At 49.8% G+C, this 16,556-nt stretch carries 16 protein-coding genes; 5 read left to right on the forward strand and 11 right to left on the reverse strand.

The window, feature by feature from the left end:
- Nucleotides 1-111: 111 nt before the first annotated feature.
- From hxlB to JUF22_RS01280, 7 genes are all read right to left on the reverse strand, one after another.
- Complete coding sequence (gene hxlB / locus JUF22_RS01250; RefSeq protein ID WP_203642562.1) at nucleotides 112-654, reverse strand: 6-phospho-3-hexuloisomerase; 543 nt, start codon at nucleotides 652-654, stop codon at nucleotides 112-114.
- Nucleotides 654-1,274 (reverse strand): orotidine 5'-phosphate decarboxylase / HUMPS family protein, encoded by a 621-nt coding sequence (locus tag JUF22_RS01255; protein ID WP_203642563.1) that lies wholly within the window; start codon nucleotides 1,272-1,274, stop codon nucleotides 654-656. Before JUF22_RS01255 ends, hxlB begins: the two co-directional genes overlap by 1 nt.
- Nucleotides 1,274-2,236 carry a sugar kinase gene (locus tag JUF22_RS01260; RefSeq protein WP_203642564.1) on the reverse strand — a complete coding sequence of 321 codons (963 nt, stop codon included), beginning with the start codon at nucleotides 2,234-2,236 and terminating at the stop codon, nucleotides 1,274-1,276. The genes JUF22_RS01255 and JUF22_RS01260 overlap by 1 nt, the downstream gene beginning before the upstream one ends.
- A 25-nt stretch (nucleotides 2,237-2,261) precedes the next feature.
- Nucleotides 2,262-3,551 (reverse strand): gluconate:proton symporter, encoded by a 1,290-nt coding sequence (locus JUF22_RS01265; protein WP_203642565.1) that lies wholly within the window; start codon nucleotides 3,549-3,551, stop codon nucleotides 2,262-2,264.
- A gap of 1 nt (nucleotide 3,552) precedes the next feature.
- Entirely contained in the window at nucleotides 3,553-4,302 is a 750-nt protein-coding gene (locus JUF22_RS01270) for a sugar phosphate isomerase/epimerase family protein (RefSeq protein WP_203642566.1), read from the reverse strand.
- A gap of 17 nt (nucleotides 4,303-4,319) precedes the next feature.
- Nucleotides 4,320-4,574, reverse strand: a complete 255-nt coding sequence (locus JUF22_RS01275) for a hypothetical protein (protein WP_203642568.1) — start codon at nucleotides 4,572-4,574, stop codon at nucleotides 4,320-4,322.
- A gap of 355 nt (nucleotides 4,575-4,929) precedes the next feature.
- Entirely contained in the window at nucleotides 4,930-6,237 is a 1,308-nt protein-coding gene (locus tag JUF22_RS01280) for a CAP domain-containing protein (protein WP_203642569.1), read from the reverse strand.
- A gap of 289 nt (nucleotides 6,238-6,526) precedes the next feature.
- Between JUF22_RS01280 and JUF22_RS01285 the strand changes: the two genes are divergently transcribed.
- From JUF22_RS01285 to JUF22_RS01300, 4 genes are all read left to right on the forward strand, one after another.
- On the forward strand, nucleotides 6,527-7,543 hold the full coding sequence (locus JUF22_RS01285) for a C39 family peptidase (protein ID WP_203642570.1): 1,017 nt from the start codon (nucleotides 6,527-6,529) through the stop codon (nucleotides 7,541-7,543).
- 79 nt (nucleotides 7,544-7,622) lie between these two features.
- Nucleotides 7,623-8,627 carry a DUF5776 domain-containing protein gene (locus JUF22_RS01290; protein WP_236000687.1) on the forward strand — a complete coding sequence of 335 codons (1,005 nt, stop codon included), beginning with the start codon at nucleotides 7,623-7,625 and terminating at the stop codon, nucleotides 8,625-8,627.
- A gap of 561 nt (nucleotides 8,628-9,188) precedes the next feature.
- Nucleotides 9,189-9,710 carry a hypothetical protein gene (locus JUF22_RS01295; protein WP_203642572.1) on the forward strand — a complete coding sequence of 174 codons (522 nt, stop codon included), beginning with the start codon at nucleotides 9,189-9,191 and terminating at the stop codon, nucleotides 9,708-9,710.
- Between the two features lie 31 nt (nucleotides 9,711-9,741).
- The gene (locus tag JUF22_RS01300; protein WP_203642573.1) at nucleotides 9,742-10,257 is read left to right on the forward strand and encodes a helix-turn-helix domain-containing protein; all 516 of its coding nucleotides are present in this window, start codon (nucleotides 9,742-9,744) and stop codon (nucleotides 10,255-10,257) included.
- 125 nt (nucleotides 10,258-10,382) lie between these two features.
- Here the strand turns inward: JUF22_RS01300 and JUF22_RS01305 are convergent, their stop codons facing one another.
- The 4 genes from JUF22_RS01305 to JUF22_RS01320 form a co-directional block, all read right to left on the reverse strand.
- Nucleotides 10,383-11,219: an arginase family protein gene (locus tag JUF22_RS01305; RefSeq protein ID WP_203642574.1), complete on the reverse strand. Its 837-nt coding sequence runs from the start codon at nucleotides 11,217-11,219 to the stop codon at nucleotides 10,383-10,385.
- Nucleotides 11,220-11,266: 47 nt separating this feature from the next.
- Nucleotides 11,267-12,001 carry a MerR family transcriptional regulator gene (locus JUF22_RS01310; protein WP_203642575.1) on the reverse strand — a complete coding sequence of 245 codons (735 nt, stop codon included), beginning with the start codon at nucleotides 11,999-12,001 and terminating at the stop codon, nucleotides 11,267-11,269.
- A gap of 463 nt (nucleotides 12,002-12,464) precedes the next feature.
- Complete coding sequence (locus JUF22_RS01315) at nucleotides 12,465-13,628, reverse strand: glycerate kinase (RefSeq protein WP_203642577.1); 1,164 nt, start codon at nucleotides 13,626-13,628, stop codon at nucleotides 12,465-12,467.
- Nucleotides 13,628-14,221 carry an AMP-binding protein gene (locus JUF22_RS01320; RefSeq protein WP_203642579.1) on the reverse strand — a complete coding sequence of 198 codons (594 nt, stop codon included), beginning with the start codon at nucleotides 14,219-14,221 and terminating at the stop codon, nucleotides 13,628-13,630. Before JUF22_RS01320 ends, JUF22_RS01315 begins: the two co-directional genes overlap by 1 nt.
- Nucleotides 14,222-14,542: 321 nt before the next feature.
- Here JUF22_RS01320 and JUF22_RS01325 point away from each other — a divergent pair, with 321 nt between their 5' ends.
- The gene (locus JUF22_RS01325; protein ID WP_203642581.1) at nucleotides 14,543-16,282 is read left to right on the forward strand and encodes an aryl-sulfate sulfotransferase; all 1,740 of its coding nucleotides are present in this window, start codon (nucleotides 14,543-14,545) and stop codon (nucleotides 16,280-16,282) included.
- Nucleotides 16,283-16,556 lie beyond the last annotated feature (274 nt).

A 16,556-nucleotide genomic window follows, 5' to 3' on the forward strand; every position in this document is an offset into this window, starting at 1 on the left:
GCTCACTAGTTTAGCATGATTCTAGCATGCCACGCAAAACCACGCTACGAAAAGAGCCCGGGACCAACTCCCAGGCTCGTTTGCTATGCAATCTTAAATGATTGGAGCGTTTTATTCCATGTTGCTATGAGTTGCCGCAGCTGAAGCGTTTGACACGTTATCCCGCCGGCTGAGTTTTAAGCATAAAGCGTCTAAAGTTAAATGAACACTCTGATCAAACAGGGTACTGAGCAGTTGGATGGACTTAACGCCGTCGCCAGACTTGGTTGCGCCGGGAACTACGATAACTGCCTGGCCCACTTTGCCTAATGGTGAGTCGGCGTGACTGGTCACGGAAATCACCGTTACACCGTTATCCGCGGCCTTGGTTGCCAGTTCCAAGATGCTGGCCGTTTTACCAGAACCGGAAACAGCCAACAGCACGTCGCCCGCTTGAACGGATGGCGTAATCGTTTCGCCAATCACGAACACGGTGTAGCCAATGTGCATCAACCGCATGGCAAAACCTTTGGCCATCAAACCAGAACGACCGGCCCCCAAAACGAAGATGCGTTGGTCCTTTTGAATCAATTTTTCGGCTTGGTCTAATTGGCTTTCGTCAATCATCCCCATAACCTCATTCACTTCTTGCGTAATCTGATCAATCAATGTCATTAGTGCATGACCTCCATAAATTTTTGTGCTGCAGCAACTGGATCAGCCGTCTTCACGATGGCCCCACCAACGATAACCGACTCAGCCAGTCCTTGGGTGGCTAACTTTTGGGCCATTGGCAAATCAATGCCACCGGCAACGGAAATATGCTGAACTTCGGGGAAGCTTTCGTGGAAGTCGGCCACCGTGGCTGCGGCGTCAAAACCGGCCTGTGAGTCCTTCGCGTGGTGAATGCCATAGATTGCGTCTGGGTAGCCCACAATCTGAGCCGTCTTGGCAGCGGTGATTTCCATCATATCAATAAACATCTGCTTGCCCCGGGACTGCGTCAGTTGATAAACGCTGGTCAAGGTATCTGGAGAAGCGGCACCCATCACGGTTAAAATATCTCCGACAGCAAATCCTTTATCGAATTCATAATTACCTTCATCGATGGTCTTCAGATCCAACAACAACTTGGCATGCTGCAACTTGGGCAAACGAGCCTGGATTTGTTCCAAGCCGTAATCCTTAATCAAGGACGTCCCAAATTCAATAATATCAACCTGTCCATCCAGTTGTTGGGCCAGGTCAACGGCCTTGTCTAAGGTCACGCGGTCAATCGCTACTTGTAAATCCATTAGTCTTCGACAACTCCTTCTCGTTGGTAAAATGCCTGTAATTCACTAGGTGTTGGGTAACCATCGTTGTCACCGTACGTTTGCACTTGAAGTGCACCGACAGCGTTCCCCCGCATAACAGCGGACTTCAATGACTTCTTCTCGAGCAATGCGGTGAGCACCCCCATCGCAAAGCCATCGCCAGCTCCCACTGTGTCGGCCACCTCAGCCACTTTAAAACCCTTAACCGTATAGCTCTCGCCGGTGTTCGTTTTCACGTAAGCCCCATCCGGCCCCACCTTAACGATGACAACCTTCGTCCGTTCGCCCTGCAAGTAAAAATCAGCAATGGTCTCGGGATCCGAGGAGCCCATCAAGATTTGGCCTTCTTCGACACCGGGTAAGACAATGTCGGCATGTCCCGCTAGTTCATTCAGCGTTGCCGCCATCTTTTCCCGACTAGGCCATAACGTTGGCCGCAAGTTGGGGTCAAACGTGGTTAGAATATCTTCCGCTTCTAGCCGACTTAAGAGCTTCCGAAAAGCTGCTTCGGCCGTCGCTGAGATTGCAGGGAAGATGCCAGACATATGGGCTGCTTGAACGCCCGTCAAATCAATCTTTTCCACTACCGCTGGCGTTAAGTGCGCCGCCGCAGACCCTCGCCGATAGTTGTGGGTCGTAGGATTCCCATGGGTGACGCGGTCCTTGAGCTGGAAAGCCGTCCAGTTCTGGGCATCGCGGGTAATGTAGCGGGTCCCCACTTGGTGTTCCTTAATCGTTTTGATGACGTAATCGCCCAGCGGTTCTTCCCCTACTTGAGAAATGTAATCCACCGAATGGCCCAACCGTTGTGCGCCAATGGCCACGTTAAGTTCCGCGCCACCTAAAATTTTATGGAAATCAAGGGCATCACGCAATGAAACGTCTGGTTCCTTGGAGGCAAACGTCACAATCGGTTCGCCAATCGTTAATATTTCACTCATCGTTATTATCCTCTTTTCTTAATTTCTAGCCAAAGAAGTAGTACACCAATAATTCATTAATAATTGACACGGCCCACATGACGGGAACCCCGTGTTTCAAGAAATCACGCGTCTGAACCTTCATGTAGTCCAAACCCCAGACGTTCCAGGACTGCGTAATATCAGTCGAAACGGCTAATAGGGTTGGCACGTAAAGAAGTGGTAACAGGAAGGCGTCACTAAACAGCCCAATTCCTGACAACACAGCTGCGGTGGCCGCACCAGCACCCCAAACGTGGAAGGGACCACGGAACAGCGCTAATGGTGCCAAGATTCCAAAAGCTAAAGCCAGGATCAACATGTTGTGGGGTAAGACCGCTTCAAATAATGGCCGGAACCGGACGGCATCCATCGAGGCCGCACCACTGAACATAATCAATGCCATCAAGAACATGATTAAGCCCGCAATATCACTAATCGCTTGTTTGATTGTGCTATTCAAGAAGGTTACAAACTTTTGATAACCCTTAAATTTACCAGTCAACAGCATAGCGAGTAGCGTTGCTAAGGTCAGCGCGGGAATCGCATCCCACTTGAACAACATGTTCATTAGCACTGGCACAATCGGCACGATGAAGGCCAGCTTAGGAATTTTGACATCGGCGGCCTGTTGGGTCTCCGCGCCAATAATTTTTAAGTTTTCCTCTGCCTTGCTGGGATCGATCTTTTTCCGATTCCAGAAAACAAATAACATGACCGCGACCAATTGTACTAGCATGGCGCAAACACCGAAGACGAGATAGGTGCCGCCATATTGGGCTTTCGGGAAGAACGCTTTAATCTGGTTGTACAACACCACGTTGAGATACATGGGGGCCCCGATGGCCATGGAAAAGGCGGACAAGGCAATATCTCTGGGTAACCCGACCGACAACATGATTGGCAGTAAGATGACCCCAATGGCAATCACGGAACCCACGCCATACGCGCTGACGAAGATGAAGGCCGTCACCACGATCACCAGTAAAACAGCTAATAATGGCCGCTTCTTGCCGACTTGATTCGTCGCCTCGGAAATCGCTGGGGCAATCCCACTATCCACCAATACCCGGCCAAACCAAGACCCAAAGACAATGTAGATGATCGTGGGACCGTAGTTCAGTGCCGGTTCGGCAAACACCTTTTGAATAACTTGGTCCGCGGGAATCTGGCCAATCACGGTCCAGAGAATCGCCATGATGAAGAACCCGATCATCAGGTTGCCACCCTTGACGATGTAATAAATAAAGCCAACAAATGTTAATAAGAGCAAAATTGCACTAATTGTTGAGCCCATGCTAGTCACCTACTTCCGCGCGCAACAGCTGTAATTGCTGCGTAATCTCAGCATCCGTTGCCATGGGGTATTCCAAGGCAAATGGCACGTCGTGAGGCAGTAATTTCAGGAGTTCGCGCCAATCATAAATACCGGTATCCAAATCGGCCGTCGTCACAAGCTTGTCTTGTTCCTCACGCGTGTTTTTCAGGTGAATGTAGTGGGTGTCCGCTGCCAAAGCTTGGGCACTCGCTGCCGCATCCCCCTGTGTAAACGCCCAGTTACCCAGGTCATACACGTAACCAATATCGGCTGAGGTCGCCTGATGGGCCGCCGTCAGGAAGGCTTCAATCGCCGCTACCGTCCCTGAAACAGGCGTCTGGTCATTCTCGACGTTCATTTCAATTTGGTCGAGAGGTAGTTGGCCCAACGCTGCCGCTAAGTCGCCGGTGAACCGATCAAAATGCCCGGTATTGAACTTGATTTTTTCAATGCCCATTGCTTGGCCTTCCGCAAAGTAAGTTGGCAGTTGTGGGTTCAATTCGCCGGTTGGCGTGAAGACTTCATCTGGCACACTGTAGTTCACGATTAGGCCCAGTTGCTTGGCTAGCTTGCCAATTTCTGCTGTTTCCTGCGCAATGTCGGTGAAGTATTCGCGGCGGACTTCGATACCGTCAGCCCCTAAGTCTGCAACGTGTTGTGTCAACGCAACCTGTGAAGTCCCCTGCTTAACCAGCGCTTCAAAAACCCAAGTGTTTAAAATAACTGTCATGATTGATTCCTCCATTTTTAGTATTGGTTGAGCTGACTGACCCGCTCGAGTAATTGTTCAAAACTCATGTCTTTAAATTTAACTGTGGTCGTGGCAAAATTCTGAGCTTCTACCTGATTAAAATCATTGGCGAGGTAAAACGCCGTGAGATAACTCAGTAAATATTTCTTAGCTGCCGGTGTTAATTGATTTGTGTCAATGCCTGCTTGTGTCGCTGCACTAGCAAATCCCTGTGCAAACGTCACTGGATCAATAACCGTTCTGTCCGCCATCTTAAGAACCTCCATCATCATTTCATTCATCAAAATCCAGCTGGTGATTTCAAAAGCTATGGTAAACGTTTTCCCAATCTGTGTCAACCGCTTTCAGTTTTATTTTATCCTGGTAATATTAGGAAAATCAGATGAAAACGTGACAGCATAGTGTTTGTTTAGGAAAACGTTACCCTAAAACTTTTTCTAGTCATCCCGCCGTTCCGGTTAACTGCATACAAAAAGATGGCTTCGCGCAATCTTAACGATTTTGCGAAGCCATCTCGATATTTTTCTGGTTGATGTTGTTTAAATCTATAGCGTGTAAGCCGCAATTTCACTAGCAAACAGACTAACTATTTGATGACGCATTTAACTAATCCTTCAAATCAAATAGCTTGGTCTGATAGCTCACATCGGCTTGATGCACAATGTTTTTAACCGTGATCGTGTAAGCATGATTCAGCTTAATTTGACTGGCAGCCGGCTTGTAGTAAACCGTCGTGCCAAATTCACCATATGAGTCACTGCTGATGCCGACGTTCGTGACTTTAACGGTCTTGTGCGTAGTGTTATCCACGACTTTTACGGTTGGTGTCGGCGCGTTGCTCCCCATCTGATGCGCAAACGAAACGGACCAAACGGTTGAATCGGCTGCACTCATTGGGAACACACCAGCCTTAGGAAAGGCTACGGTGTCAGGAGACTCACCGCTACCTGCACCGCCAAAGACGTTCAGATCATTGTAGGCACCGGCCTGGCCGACCCCCACCTTGGTGATGCCACCCAGGACCCACTCACGGTGACCAGGAATTTCTCCGCTGATATTATTGCCGTCATTAACATACATCAAAATGTTATCGTACGGCTTAGACATTCCCTCACCCAGGTTACTTGTATTCGTTGCCTCAGCACCATGTTTCCAATCAGCAGTCGAGACAAAGCCGGGCTTAGTGAGCCCAACCAGGCCATGGGAAATGCCCTTGTTTGCGGCAGCTAATGTCGCTGCACCGTACTGAGCATCCGTATTCCAACTGGCATCAGCGGATACCTTACGCAAGCCGAACATTTCTCGGTAGAAGTTAATAGAATCGACCGTGGCATTGATATACTTAGCACTCAATTTCCCAGGAGTGAATGTCTTCTTAACGGATGGCTTCTGGTCATACATGCCTTTGGTCGTGTTGGCAATTTGCTTGAATTGCTTGCGGTACGTCGCGATTTGTGACCGCTCACTAGCCGTAAAGGCCTTCTTCTCAGAGGTCTTCGCCTTAGTTGCATTCTTCTTAGTCGATTTAGCCTTGATTTTAGCCTCGGACTTGTAGGCATCCGAACGTGGATCACTGTCTTTTAGTTTCTTGACGTTTTTAGCAACAACGTATCCGACGAAATGGCCGCTCTTCTTCTGCAATTCACGATAAGTAACACGCTTGCCATTAGTTTTCTTTACAGTGAATTTTAAATCAGACCAAAAGATTCGTTGCTTGGTTTTTAACTTCTTCGTCAGCCGATAGTTTTTATAGATGGCACCCTTCGTGACAACATATTGTTCCTCCCATCCCTCTGACTCCCAGGAAACAATTGTTGCTGCCTTGTGCTTTGCCTGTGCCGGTGCGGTTCCCAACAAACCGCCAACCGACAAGGCTGCCAACCCAACGGCGATAAATTTTAAACAAGATTTCATTTTCAATGCCTCCAAAGTACTATGTATTAACTACTATTGTGATTACACAATTAATCATACGAGTTGTTCACCCGAAATTCCATGGTTTCCCGCTTTATTGTCGTGGCTTTTTTACAAAGAAGCCTGCACAACGTTATTCCTGATAAGTACCGTCACAGCACCGTTCAGCTTTGTTTTTACCATTGTTTCACCCTCACATAAGCGGTACAATGAGAGATATCGAAACCATTATTATGGCGGATTATCTGTTCATTAAATAATTTTAATACATATAAAGGTGGCAATTTTCATGAAACGATTTATTGGAAGCCTGGCCGTATTGGGTCTGGGCCTCTTCTTAGGGACAGCCCCTAATGGCACCGCCTACGCCAAAACGGCCATGTCATCTGCTTCGGCAACCGCAACGGCTAAGACAGCCACGGGTGAGACCACTCCGGCTAAGTCCGAAACGACGAGCTCTGAATCTTCCGTGAGCTCGTCAGAATCAACGTCCTCATCTTCATCATCGGCCAGCTCGGAATCTAAACCTAAACCAAAGCCGAAGCCAACGCCAAAGCCGGTCTATCGTAAGGTTTTCAGCAAACAAACGGTTAACTACTACACCAAGATTGGGGCCAACCAGAAACACAACTACAAGGTCTACAAAACTGGTGGTGCTAAGTCTTCTGCCAAGAACATGCAGGCCATTTCAAACGGCCGGGCCTACGCCAACAAGAAGGTTCACATCACCCGCGAGGAAACCATGGCAGATGGTCTTTGGTTGAAATTCACTTACAACCACACCCAAACCGGCTGGATTCACCGCAATGGAACTGTGAAATCCTACCGTTGGTTGAACGTGCCACTGATTGCGCAACGGCCAGAATTACCAACTGGTTGTGAGATCACCGCCACCACGATGATGCTTCAATACGCAGGCGCCAAGGTCACCAAGATGTCTTTGGCTAAGGAAATGCCCCGCAGTTCGAACCCTAACAAGGGATTTGTCGGCAGTTCTTATTCTCGTTCTGGCTGGTGGATCTATCCTAAGGGCCTGATGGGCACCGTGAAGAATCACCTGGGTTCTGCCAAGGATATGACACGGGCTTCATTTAGCAAAATGAAAGTCCAAATCAACGAGGGACACCCCGTCGTTATCTGGGTTGCCGGCGTCGATGGCTTCGTCAACCACGCCATCACCCTTTCTGGCTACAGCAGCACGCGGGCCTACTACAACGACCCTTGGACCAAGAAGAAGACCAGCATGACGCTTGCCAACTTACATAATCACCGTAAGAAGGACGCCTACCGGGCTTTGAGTTATTAATTAGATTTCCATAATAAGTTCACCTAAAATAAAGGAGCGAAATACATTGAACAAGCATTGGTTATCCGCCTTACTCGTCATCGCCGGACTTGCCAGCGTTGGTGCTACAACCACCGCGCAGGCCAAGACCGACTACTACACCAAGAATCCCGGCATCATCCGGGTCAAGAAGACCGTCGCCTACTACAAGGACGCAGCCAAGACCAAGCACGTCACCACGGTTCACAAGGGTCACTTTGCCAAGATTTCTAAAGTGGTCACGCTCAAGGGTCACGCACCCGTTTTAAAGACCAACACCGGCAAGTACGTCACGGCCAACAAGGCATTCGTTGCCAAGACCAAGGGTTACCAAAATCCTAAGAAGTACTACCAAGTCAACTACACCAAGGTTAAGCCTTACGGTAAGGTCGGCTACACCGTCAAGCGTGGTTACGAAGGTATCAAGACCTGGAAGATCATGCGTCGTTTAGGTACAGCCAATGGTTATAACAAATATAATTCTGCGACCTACTACGCCGTTAAGAATTTCCAACGTAAGCACCACCTGAAGGTCACTGGGAACGTCAACGAAAAGACCTGGGTCAAATTGGGCTTCTCCAAGTCCAGCTGGACCAGCATTGATTCTTACACCGCTCCCCTTGGCGCTCACGCCTGGAACGGCCGTAAGGAACACATCGAGGCCATGATCAAGCAAGCCTACAAGTACAAGGGCAATCCCTACTTAGTCGGCTCTTCATCCAAGCCAATTTACGGCACGGACTGCTCTGGTCTGGTAATGCAATCCCTGTACGCTGGTGGTATCAACACCAAGCCAATCAGCTCCATCCATCACGCTTACCCTGGTAACGAATGGAATTCTCGCAACCTTTGGGCTAGCAAGAAGTTCCAACACGTCGCCTACAGTCACAAGAAGCGTGGCGACCTGGTCTTCTACTACGAACCTGGTACCCACGTCATCTGGCACGTGGCCATTTACTTAGGTAAGGGCAAAGTCATCGAAAGCTGGCCACCACGGATCATGGTCCAACCTATCAAGAACGGTCAACGCTCATATGTTGCCGGAATTGCTCGGGTTTTCCACTAAAAATTTAATTTAACGCACGACAGTTAAGCGACTAATCCGATTGGGGGTTGGTCGCTTTTGTTGTGGCGTTTCGTTGCTATTGGGGTGGGGCCATGGTAAGGTTCGAGTACAGTTAATTGCTGATACTTAAAAATATTTGACCTCTTTTTACGGAGTTAACCCTTAGAACGACTAATTTGAATTCTGAGGTGATTTCCGTGAAACCTGACCCACCAATTATCAAAATCATTCAGCGTATCGAACATGATTACGAACAAAAACAACTTCACTTTACCTCCACAAGAAATCCACTGATTTTTTGCGCTCACGTGGTCTGCGCGCCAGAACCGTTCTTAGACTTACCGTCCGCCAACTACCCGATAGCCACAGTTACCGGGGACCATCCCTGCATCACTGGCTGACAGAGTTTATCGTTTACGAATTTATCGAAAATATTTTAGACGGTGATATGTACGTTAAATTTGATCTATCACCCACAACAAGCCAACTAGAATCCATCCATCCGCGTGAAAAGCCGTTGAATCACACTTGGAAGCAATACTGACATTGGAGGCAAACGAGATGGCACCTAAAATCATTGGTCAAACAATCTATTCATTCCCTAACCAAGCCGTTACTTTCACAATTATTGAACTACAAGAAGTGGTCCTCATTAACGGCGAAGAAATTAAAAATACCCATCGCTACTGGGTCCCAACTGGCGACAACCTCGCTGACGCTGAAAATTACGTCGAGCCTCTCACTAATCCTGATGAGAACTTAGATGCGGACTACCAACTGTACCGGCAACAATTCAATCTCTTAACGCCACAAGAAATCCGTCAGGCCCGAGAAGCTCTCGGACTATCTCGCGCGACAACAGCGTTACTCCTAAACCTTTCTGAACCACAATTTAGTGCCATTGAAGATGACGACATTTTACAAACGCGCAAGCAAGACGCAAAGCTACGCCTACTGAAGAACCCTCAAGAATTACGGACAAGCGTCAATCGCTACCAGAAAACAATTGAGCGCCAAGCGACACGCTACCAGATAGATCTCAGCGACCTCAATCGCCTTCTATCGCCAAACGCATTGTCCTAATTAAAAACGTCATGGAAAGTAGGCACACAATATGAAAATCATTGATCACGTAACCGCCGCCGATGCTATGGAAAATAATCTAGCATACACGGTCATTGAACTCACGGAAACGGAGTTAATTGGGGGCGACCCTCTGGAAAATACGCACCGCTATTGGGTTCCTGCCGGGAGCGATATTCACGATTCAGAGACTTACCTAGAGCCACTAGATAATGTTGACACCAATTTCACTTCAGACTATCGGCTGTATCGTGAAACATACGGTTTTCTTTTTCCAGCAGAGATAAAAGCTGCCCGCGAACAATTAGGCCTAACCTTACGTGAAACCGCCTTGATTCTGGCTATGAGCTTTGCGACTCTCTCCAACATCGAAAATAGTCTTCTTCTACAATCTTTTGACCAGGAAATTAAGCTCCGTCTTCTGACCCAGCCAAATGACTTACGGAATCTCATCCGGCAACATCGGCCATTGATTCGTTCTCGAGCTCCTAAAAATGACGTCAACGCCGATAAGCTCTTTAGTAAGCTTAATTTAGCCATTGATTAGGCTCATCAGTCCCTGACACGTCATGCCGCATTGTCACAAATAGCCACACAAAAGCGACGACTACAAAAATAAGTAGTCGTCGCCTTTAGTATCAGTTGGTAACACGCCGTTACCTTTTATTTGCTTTAGTTAAAAATTGAAATATCACGCAACGCTTGGCGCAGATTAAGTGCATCCTGAGGCAACGGCGCGGCGATGCTGAAACCAACTAAATCGGCTTGTGCGCTGATATCTTGCATCAACCGCACGACCTGCCGCAGCGCCAATTCACCCGTATTCGCATCTGCTGGTTCCGTGTAAGATTGGGCTGGTAAAATCGACCGGAAGTCCGCGCGTGTCAGGACATCCAGGTCAAAATGAACGGCAATCTGAGTTAGATGTTCCGCCGCCATCCAATCCAGCACGGACTGGCTGTCACTGGCGATATCCTCCGCGGTGGCGTGCCGAATGCCCAGCGACGTAACTGCCTGGTCCATGGGACGCAACGGCTCGTTTAGTCCCGCATACATCAACTGGCGTGGCAGGAGTGGTTGGTGCACGGCCAACGCTGGATTGCCCTGCCCCAGCAAGTTGCCCGCCACCATTTCGGATAAGTGCGATGACGTGCTTGGATCGGCAATGTCCGGGTGTGTGCCCAGCCACAACACGCCGAGATGCTCGCCGTACTTGCCGCTCAAGTAATCCACCGGCGCCACAGAAATGACACTCCCACCACCGGCCGTAATCACGCGGTCGGGGTGCTTGGCAGCTAAAATCGCTTGTGTCTCCGCAATTTGCTGCAAGACGACTGGCTGATTCCCGCCACCAGCCACGATTCCCTCAGCCAGCGGCACCTGAATCGTTTCTGTACCAGCATCTGGCGGTAAAATCAACGACAACAACTGCGCACTCAGTCGATTATCAGCCGCACTAGCCCCCGGCCACTGCAGCAAAACCAACCGAATCGTTCGCTTCTTATCCATGAAAAACGCCCATCCTTCCATTTGTGAAATAGATAACTACCCCTAGTCTATTTCACTTCGGTCGGATTAGCAAATACCTCCACGCAGTACGACTTACGCCCACAGTGCGGGCAAACTAACTTCCGGGCTCGTGGATTGTGCCCCGCCCAAAAGGCAGCCCAGAACCGCGGCTGAAAGGTCGTTTGGCATCGGGGACAAACGTATGCCACCGACCGCATGTACCACCGCATCAACACCGTTGCCACGACAACGGCTAGGGCCATTGCGCCGCCGAAAACCCACCAATTACCCGATTGCCAAGAGTAAACCAGCCCGGCCACCTCAATGGCGTCCATCGCAAGACCACCTGCAAGTAACCTGACGCGTGCCTGTTTCAAAGCTTGATGATTATTCATTAATCGATCCATGTCCTGAATGGATTTGAGGGGCACATTGGCCGTATCGGTTAGGCTCTTCTGCACGGCGACCACCGTTTTAAGCTGAGTTACCGCCTCGTCGCGGTCGTGTGTTAGCCGCTTGGTCTGTTCCGCCAGCAGTAAGGACAAGACTTCCTGAGCATTATCACTGGTCCGAATCTCCTGGATGGCGGCCAGCTTCAGGCCAAGGCTCTTCAGGAGCAGGATCAACTTCAACTGTTCATAGTCATCTGCCGTATAAATGCGCCGGCCACCGTCAGAAATTTCTGTGGGTTTGAGCACGTTCTTCTGGTCATAATACTGTAGTGTTCGGACCGAAATGCCTGCTAACCGAGCCAATTCACCCGTCGTGTATGTGTTTGACATGGATCTCACCTCCTGAGTCTAGTTATAACGGATGACGCCGCGTAACGAGCAAGTCTTTTTTCTCAATTGTTTCAAGTTAGGTTAGTTAATGGCGTTCCCGGCGGCGAATTCAAGGTGCCCTGCTGTGGGGAACGGCTCCAGCCTGAGGAACGGTCTTCCGCCTCGACTTGAAACCTCGCTGAGAATCACGAGTTTCCAAGCGCGTCCCATGCTCTAAGTTGAGACAAGCCCACTCAACTAAGACCATCGACACAGCTGACCACCTTGATTCGCCTCTGGTCACTGACACTTGCCCTAATTTTCCAATCAGCTTAAATGCTTGTAACTGGTATGCCAACGTACAATTCCTTAACCTTTTTTTAGAATCCTAGTTTCCTGTCCACAGGACTCGAACACTTTTTTCAATTATACAGAAATAACCCGGGACATATCAATTCTGCCTGATATGTCCCGGGTTATATTTTTAAGCTTTAGCTTCAGAGCCATTATTCCCCGGGTTATGTCCCAGTAAGAACGCCCGCATGGCCGTCATTCCGGCTTGTTTTAATAACTTACGGGTTTGGGAAATTGCCTCCGCCACCGACATGGGTGACACCGTCGATGATAGGACCAGGTCCGCGCCTGCTTCATACACAGCTGCTAAATCTGCGCCCAGGCTCCCGGCAATCAAGATAACTGGCTTTCCCTGAGCCTTCGCCAATTTTGTAATACCGATTGGGGCCTTGCCCATCAGGGATTGGCCATCAATCTGACCTTCACCACTGATGACCAGGTCCGCCGTTGCGAGCTTGTCCGATAGTTGGGTCAACCGCAAGATTTCCTGGATTCCCGGCTGGAGTTGGCCGCCTAAGAAGGCCAATAAGCCAAATCCAATCCCACCGGCCGCACCGGCACCCGGTTGTTGGCTGAAATCCGTTCCCGTTTGCTGTGAAACCAGGGTGTTCAGGTGCTGTAGCCCAGCATCCAATTGCTGAACGACAGCTGGCGTCGCACCCTTTTGCGGTCCAAAGACGGCTGCTGCGCCTTCAGAGCCCGTCAACGGATTCGTGACGTCCGTCAGGCCAATGATTTTGGCCTGGGACAACCGTGAATCCATTTGTTGGCAATCTACCCGGACAATCCGCTCGACACCGGCGCCCTGGTGAACCACTTCAGCACCTTGGGCATCGTAAAAATGCGCACCTAAAGCCTGAGCTAGCCCCGCGCCACCATCGGTCGTGGCACTACCGCCAAGTCCGACGTAGATGGTCCGCGCACCAGCGTCCAGGGCCGCCTCGATGACCTGACCAACACCATAACTGGTCGTTTTCAACGGATCAAGCTGACCAGCCACCTGTGTGATTCCGGCGCCTTCAGCCACCTCTAAAACAGCGACGTGATTCGCCAACAGTCCCCAGTGAGCCTGCAGTGGCTGTCCAGACGGCCCGGTCACATCAGCGGTCATACGTTGGCCACCAACCGCCGTTAAAATACTAGCAACCGTGCCCTCGCCACCATCGGCCACAGGTACCTTAACCACTTCTGCCTGGGCATCGACGGTCTGAATTCCTTCGGCTAAATAATCAGCCACTTCCAATGATGTCGCGCTTCCCTTAAAGGAATCCGCGGCGATAATAATTTTAGTCATCATCGACACTCCTCAAATAGATACCCCCAGTATACCGCAGTGGGCGACTGCTGGTCTTGAACCCTGCGGCGAATCGAATCGTGTGTCAGGCTGAGCCGTTGGGAGTCACCCGTTGGGAGGATCAGTGCCAAGTCTTCTTCGGTGGGCGTTGCGGCCACATGACCTGACACCGCCGTATCTCGGATTACCGTCAGCCGATCCACAGTATTTAACGTTAAATCGGCCCGTTGTGTTTGCCGGTTTTCCAGAACCGCGGCGACGAACTCATCCCCCACAATCATCGCGGCATAGTCGTGTACGTTCAAGTCAGCCAGCATGTCAGCGACTGACGTGTTGACAGAAACTGGGTTCATCACCGCCCCGATTCCCCAGATAGCCTGCGTCAAAATGGGCGTCATCCCCGACTTAGGCAGACACACGTAAACAACGTCGCCGTGGCCCACGTTCAGACCGCGCAGTTGGTCATCAAGCTGGTCAACGTCGGCCGCGAGTTCCGCGCCGGTATACCACCGGTCACGGGCGTCATCCCTGAGTATTTTTTCGTTAGCGTTTGCCTTCAATTGGGTGGTTAAGTTGAGCGTCAGTTTTGACATGAGCATCCGTTCCTTTCCAGAATAATTAAGCTGTCTTTAGTTATAGCATTGGCCCCGCCATAACGTCCTGATTCTTTCCTAAAAGTAACCTGTGAATTTCTTAGATAGCCCTTTCGCAACCGATTATCAAAAAAATAGGTTGTGCGTTATTAGCGGCCAGTTATGGTAGGATTTATAAAATTCACAGGATGTTCACACAATTTTCAGAATTTATTAACATGCCTAGTTTATATCAGGCGTATATTGTAAGTGTTACATAGATAATTTGGGGGAGATTGGTCTTAGTGACCAGTCCCCCTTTTTCGACAATTTTAGAAGGAGATGGCTCATTTGCAATTCAAACACCCCCGGATGGTAACGCTCGCCGTTGCTTCCCTGGCAATTCTGACGGTCGGCCTAGCCGGTTGTTCCACTACCAAGAACTCGACCTCATCAGCAGCGAGTTACAAGATCAAGAATAACAAGGCCGTGTTGACGACCGCCCAAATCAAGAAGAATTTGGACACGAAGATCATCACGACGCGTCAAGACAGTCAGAAGAGTTTGACCGCAACCTACAAAGCAGCAGCACAAAACAGCAAGTACACTCTGGACAGTCCCTACGTGAAGGTTAACCCGTACGAGACGTCCCCACTGTCCGCCCTGGTGACGTTTACCACCAGCGACGCCGAAAAGGTCAGCTACACGGTCGTGGGTAAGACGGACAAGACGTCCATCACCAACACCGTTAAGGGCGGCTATACCAAGACCCACCAGGTTCCCGTGGTTGGGCTGTATGCCGACTACAATAACACCGTTAAAATTACCGCCACCAACAAGGACGGCAAAACAAAGACTAAAACCTTAAAGATGCAAACGAGTGCGTTGCCAAAATATATCAAGGACGCGACGTTGACCACGAAAAACGTCGACAAGTCTAAGATGGAAATTGGCAAGAACAAGCTGACCATCATGAACCGAACCACCAAGCAACCGTTTGCGATTGACGCGGACGCCGCCGTGCGGTGGTATAGTACCGACTATTCCCAACACACGATTGAACAGTGGACGGGTGGTCACATCATGATGCTGTCCAAGAAGGATGTCGATTCAGACGTTTACAACGATTTAATTGAAACCGACTACTTGGGCCGGGTCTACAAGGAATACAGTTTCGCTAACAACACCAGTAGCTCCGACAGTGCCAGTGTCAGCAAGGCTGCGGCCAAGGCCAACACCGAAACCACGGTCATTCACCATGATCTGGTTGAACTGCCAAATCACAACTTCCTGGCCACCGTTTCCGACGGGTCCAAATACAAGGAAGACACCATGATCGAAGTTTCTCACAAGACTGGGAAGATCGTTAAGGTTATCGATATGAAGAAATTGATGCCTAAGGCGATGTACACCAAATTTGCCAAGGGTGCCGATGGTAAGGTCGACTGGCTGCACCAAAACGCCGTGGACTACGACAAGAATGACAAGTCTATCGTTATTTCTAGCCGGAACCAAGACCTCATCATGAAGATGGATTACAAGACCAGCCACATCAAATGGATCTACTCCGGCAAGAAGAAATCCACGTGGCCCAAGGCTTATCAAAAGTACCTGTTAACGCCAAAGAAGGGCACCATCATCACCGGTGGTCAACACGGTATCTACCTGCTGAACAACGGCGGCAAGAACACGGCCAACAGTGAAGACTTCCTGCTGTACGACAACAACATCAGCGTTACCAACGGGAATAAGCAGACTTCCGGGAAATACTCGCAAGCCGTTCAATATCACGTGGACGCCAAGAACATGACCATCAAGTCAACCTGGTCATGGGGTAAATCCCTGGGCAAGGCCAACTTCACCTACGTGATTGGTTACGCCGAACGCCAAGCCAACGGCAACACGCTGATTGACTTCGGGTTCAAGAACAATGGGGCCGCAAGTAACGTGATCGAAGTGACCAAGGATGGCAAGCAGGTCTTCAACGTGACGATGAAGAGTGCGGCGGCTAAGGCCTATGCTTACCGGGCTTACCGCGTCCCATTCTACAGTTCCAGCTACCAATTCGACGCTACACGCTAATTGGTTGTAAGCACTTCGCCTGCGGCGGTCAGGTCCGCCGAGCTGTGGGGCAACCCACTAGAGCCAAAATGCGGTCTCTAGTGGCGGTTAGATGCCTCACCTAAACCGTGAGTCATCCAACACGACCCGTGGTGTAAGGCCGGAAAATCACCGGTCTAACGCCACTATCACAGCACGACTCCCCTGACCGCCTCCGGCTACGTGCTGGCAACATTAGCTGAGGTCGAACTTGTACTTCACTAGTCATTTACTTTTGTAACACTACGCAAAACAC

The sequence above is a fragment of the Levilactobacillus lanxiensis genome, from assembly GCF_016861655.1.
In the GTDB taxonomy this organism is placed as follows: domain Bacteria; phylum Bacillota; class Bacilli; order Lactobacillales; family Lactobacillaceae; genus Levilactobacillus; species Levilactobacillus lanxiensis.

What these genes read in the sequence shown, in the direction of transcription:
- hxlB (WP_203642562.1), bottom strand. Translation starts at nt 654, where the DNA reads ATGACATTGATTGATCAGATTACGCAAGAAGTGAATGAGGTTATGGGG.
- JUF22_RS01255 (WP_203642563.1), bottom strand. Translation starts at nt 1,274, where the DNA reads ATGGATTTACAAGTAGCGATTGACCGCGTGACCTTAGACAAGGCCGTT.
- JUF22_RS01260 (WP_203642564.1), bottom strand. Translation starts at nt 2,236, where the DNA reads ATGAGTGAAATATTAACGATTGGCGAACCGATTGTGACGTTTGCCTCC.
- JUF22_RS01265 (WP_203642565.1), bottom strand. Translation starts at nt 3,551, where the DNA reads ATGGGCTCAACAATTAGTGCAATTTTGCTCTTATTAACATTTGTTGGC.
- JUF22_RS01270 (WP_203642566.1), bottom strand. Translation starts at nt 4,302, where the DNA reads ATGACAGTTATTTTAAACACTTGGGTTTTTGAAGCGCTGGTTAAGCAG.
- JUF22_RS01275 (WP_203642568.1), bottom strand. Translation starts at nt 4,574, where the DNA reads ATGGCGGACAGAACGGTTATTGATCCAGTGACGTTTGCACAGGGATTT.
- JUF22_RS01280 (WP_203642569.1), bottom strand. Translation starts at nt 6,237, where the DNA reads ATGAAATCTTGTTTAAAATTTATCGCCGTTGGGTTGGCAGCCTTGTCG.
- JUF22_RS01285 (WP_203642570.1), top strand. Translation starts at nt 6,527, where the DNA reads ATGAAACGATTTATTGGAAGCCTGGCCGTATTGGGTCTGGGCCTCTTC.
- JUF22_RS01295 (WP_203642572.1), top strand. Translation starts at nt 9,189, where the DNA reads ATGGCACCTAAAATCATTGGTCAAACAATCTATTCATTCCCTAACCAA.
- JUF22_RS01300 (WP_203642573.1), top strand. Translation starts at nt 9,742, where the DNA reads ATGAAAATCATTGATCACGTAACCGCCGCCGATGCTATGGAAAATAAT.
- JUF22_RS01305 (WP_203642574.1), bottom strand. Translation starts at nt 11,219, where the DNA reads ATGGATAAGAAGCGAACGATTCGGTTGGTTTTGCTGCAGTGGCCGGGG.
- JUF22_RS01310 (WP_203642575.1), bottom strand. Translation starts at nt 12,001, where the DNA reads ATGTCAAACACATACACGACGGGTGAATTGGCTCGGTTAGCAGGCATT.
- JUF22_RS01315 (WP_203642577.1), bottom strand. Translation starts at nt 13,628, where the DNA reads ATGACTAAAATTATTATCGCCGCGGATTCCTTTAAGGGAAGCGCGACA.
- JUF22_RS01320 (WP_203642579.1), bottom strand. Translation starts at nt 14,221, where the DNA reads ATGTCAAAACTGACGCTCAACTTAACCACCCAATTGAAGGCAAACGCT.
- JUF22_RS01325 (WP_203642581.1), top strand. Translation starts at nt 14,543, where the DNA reads ATGGCTCATTTGCAATTCAAACACCCCCGGATGGTAACGCTCGCCGTT.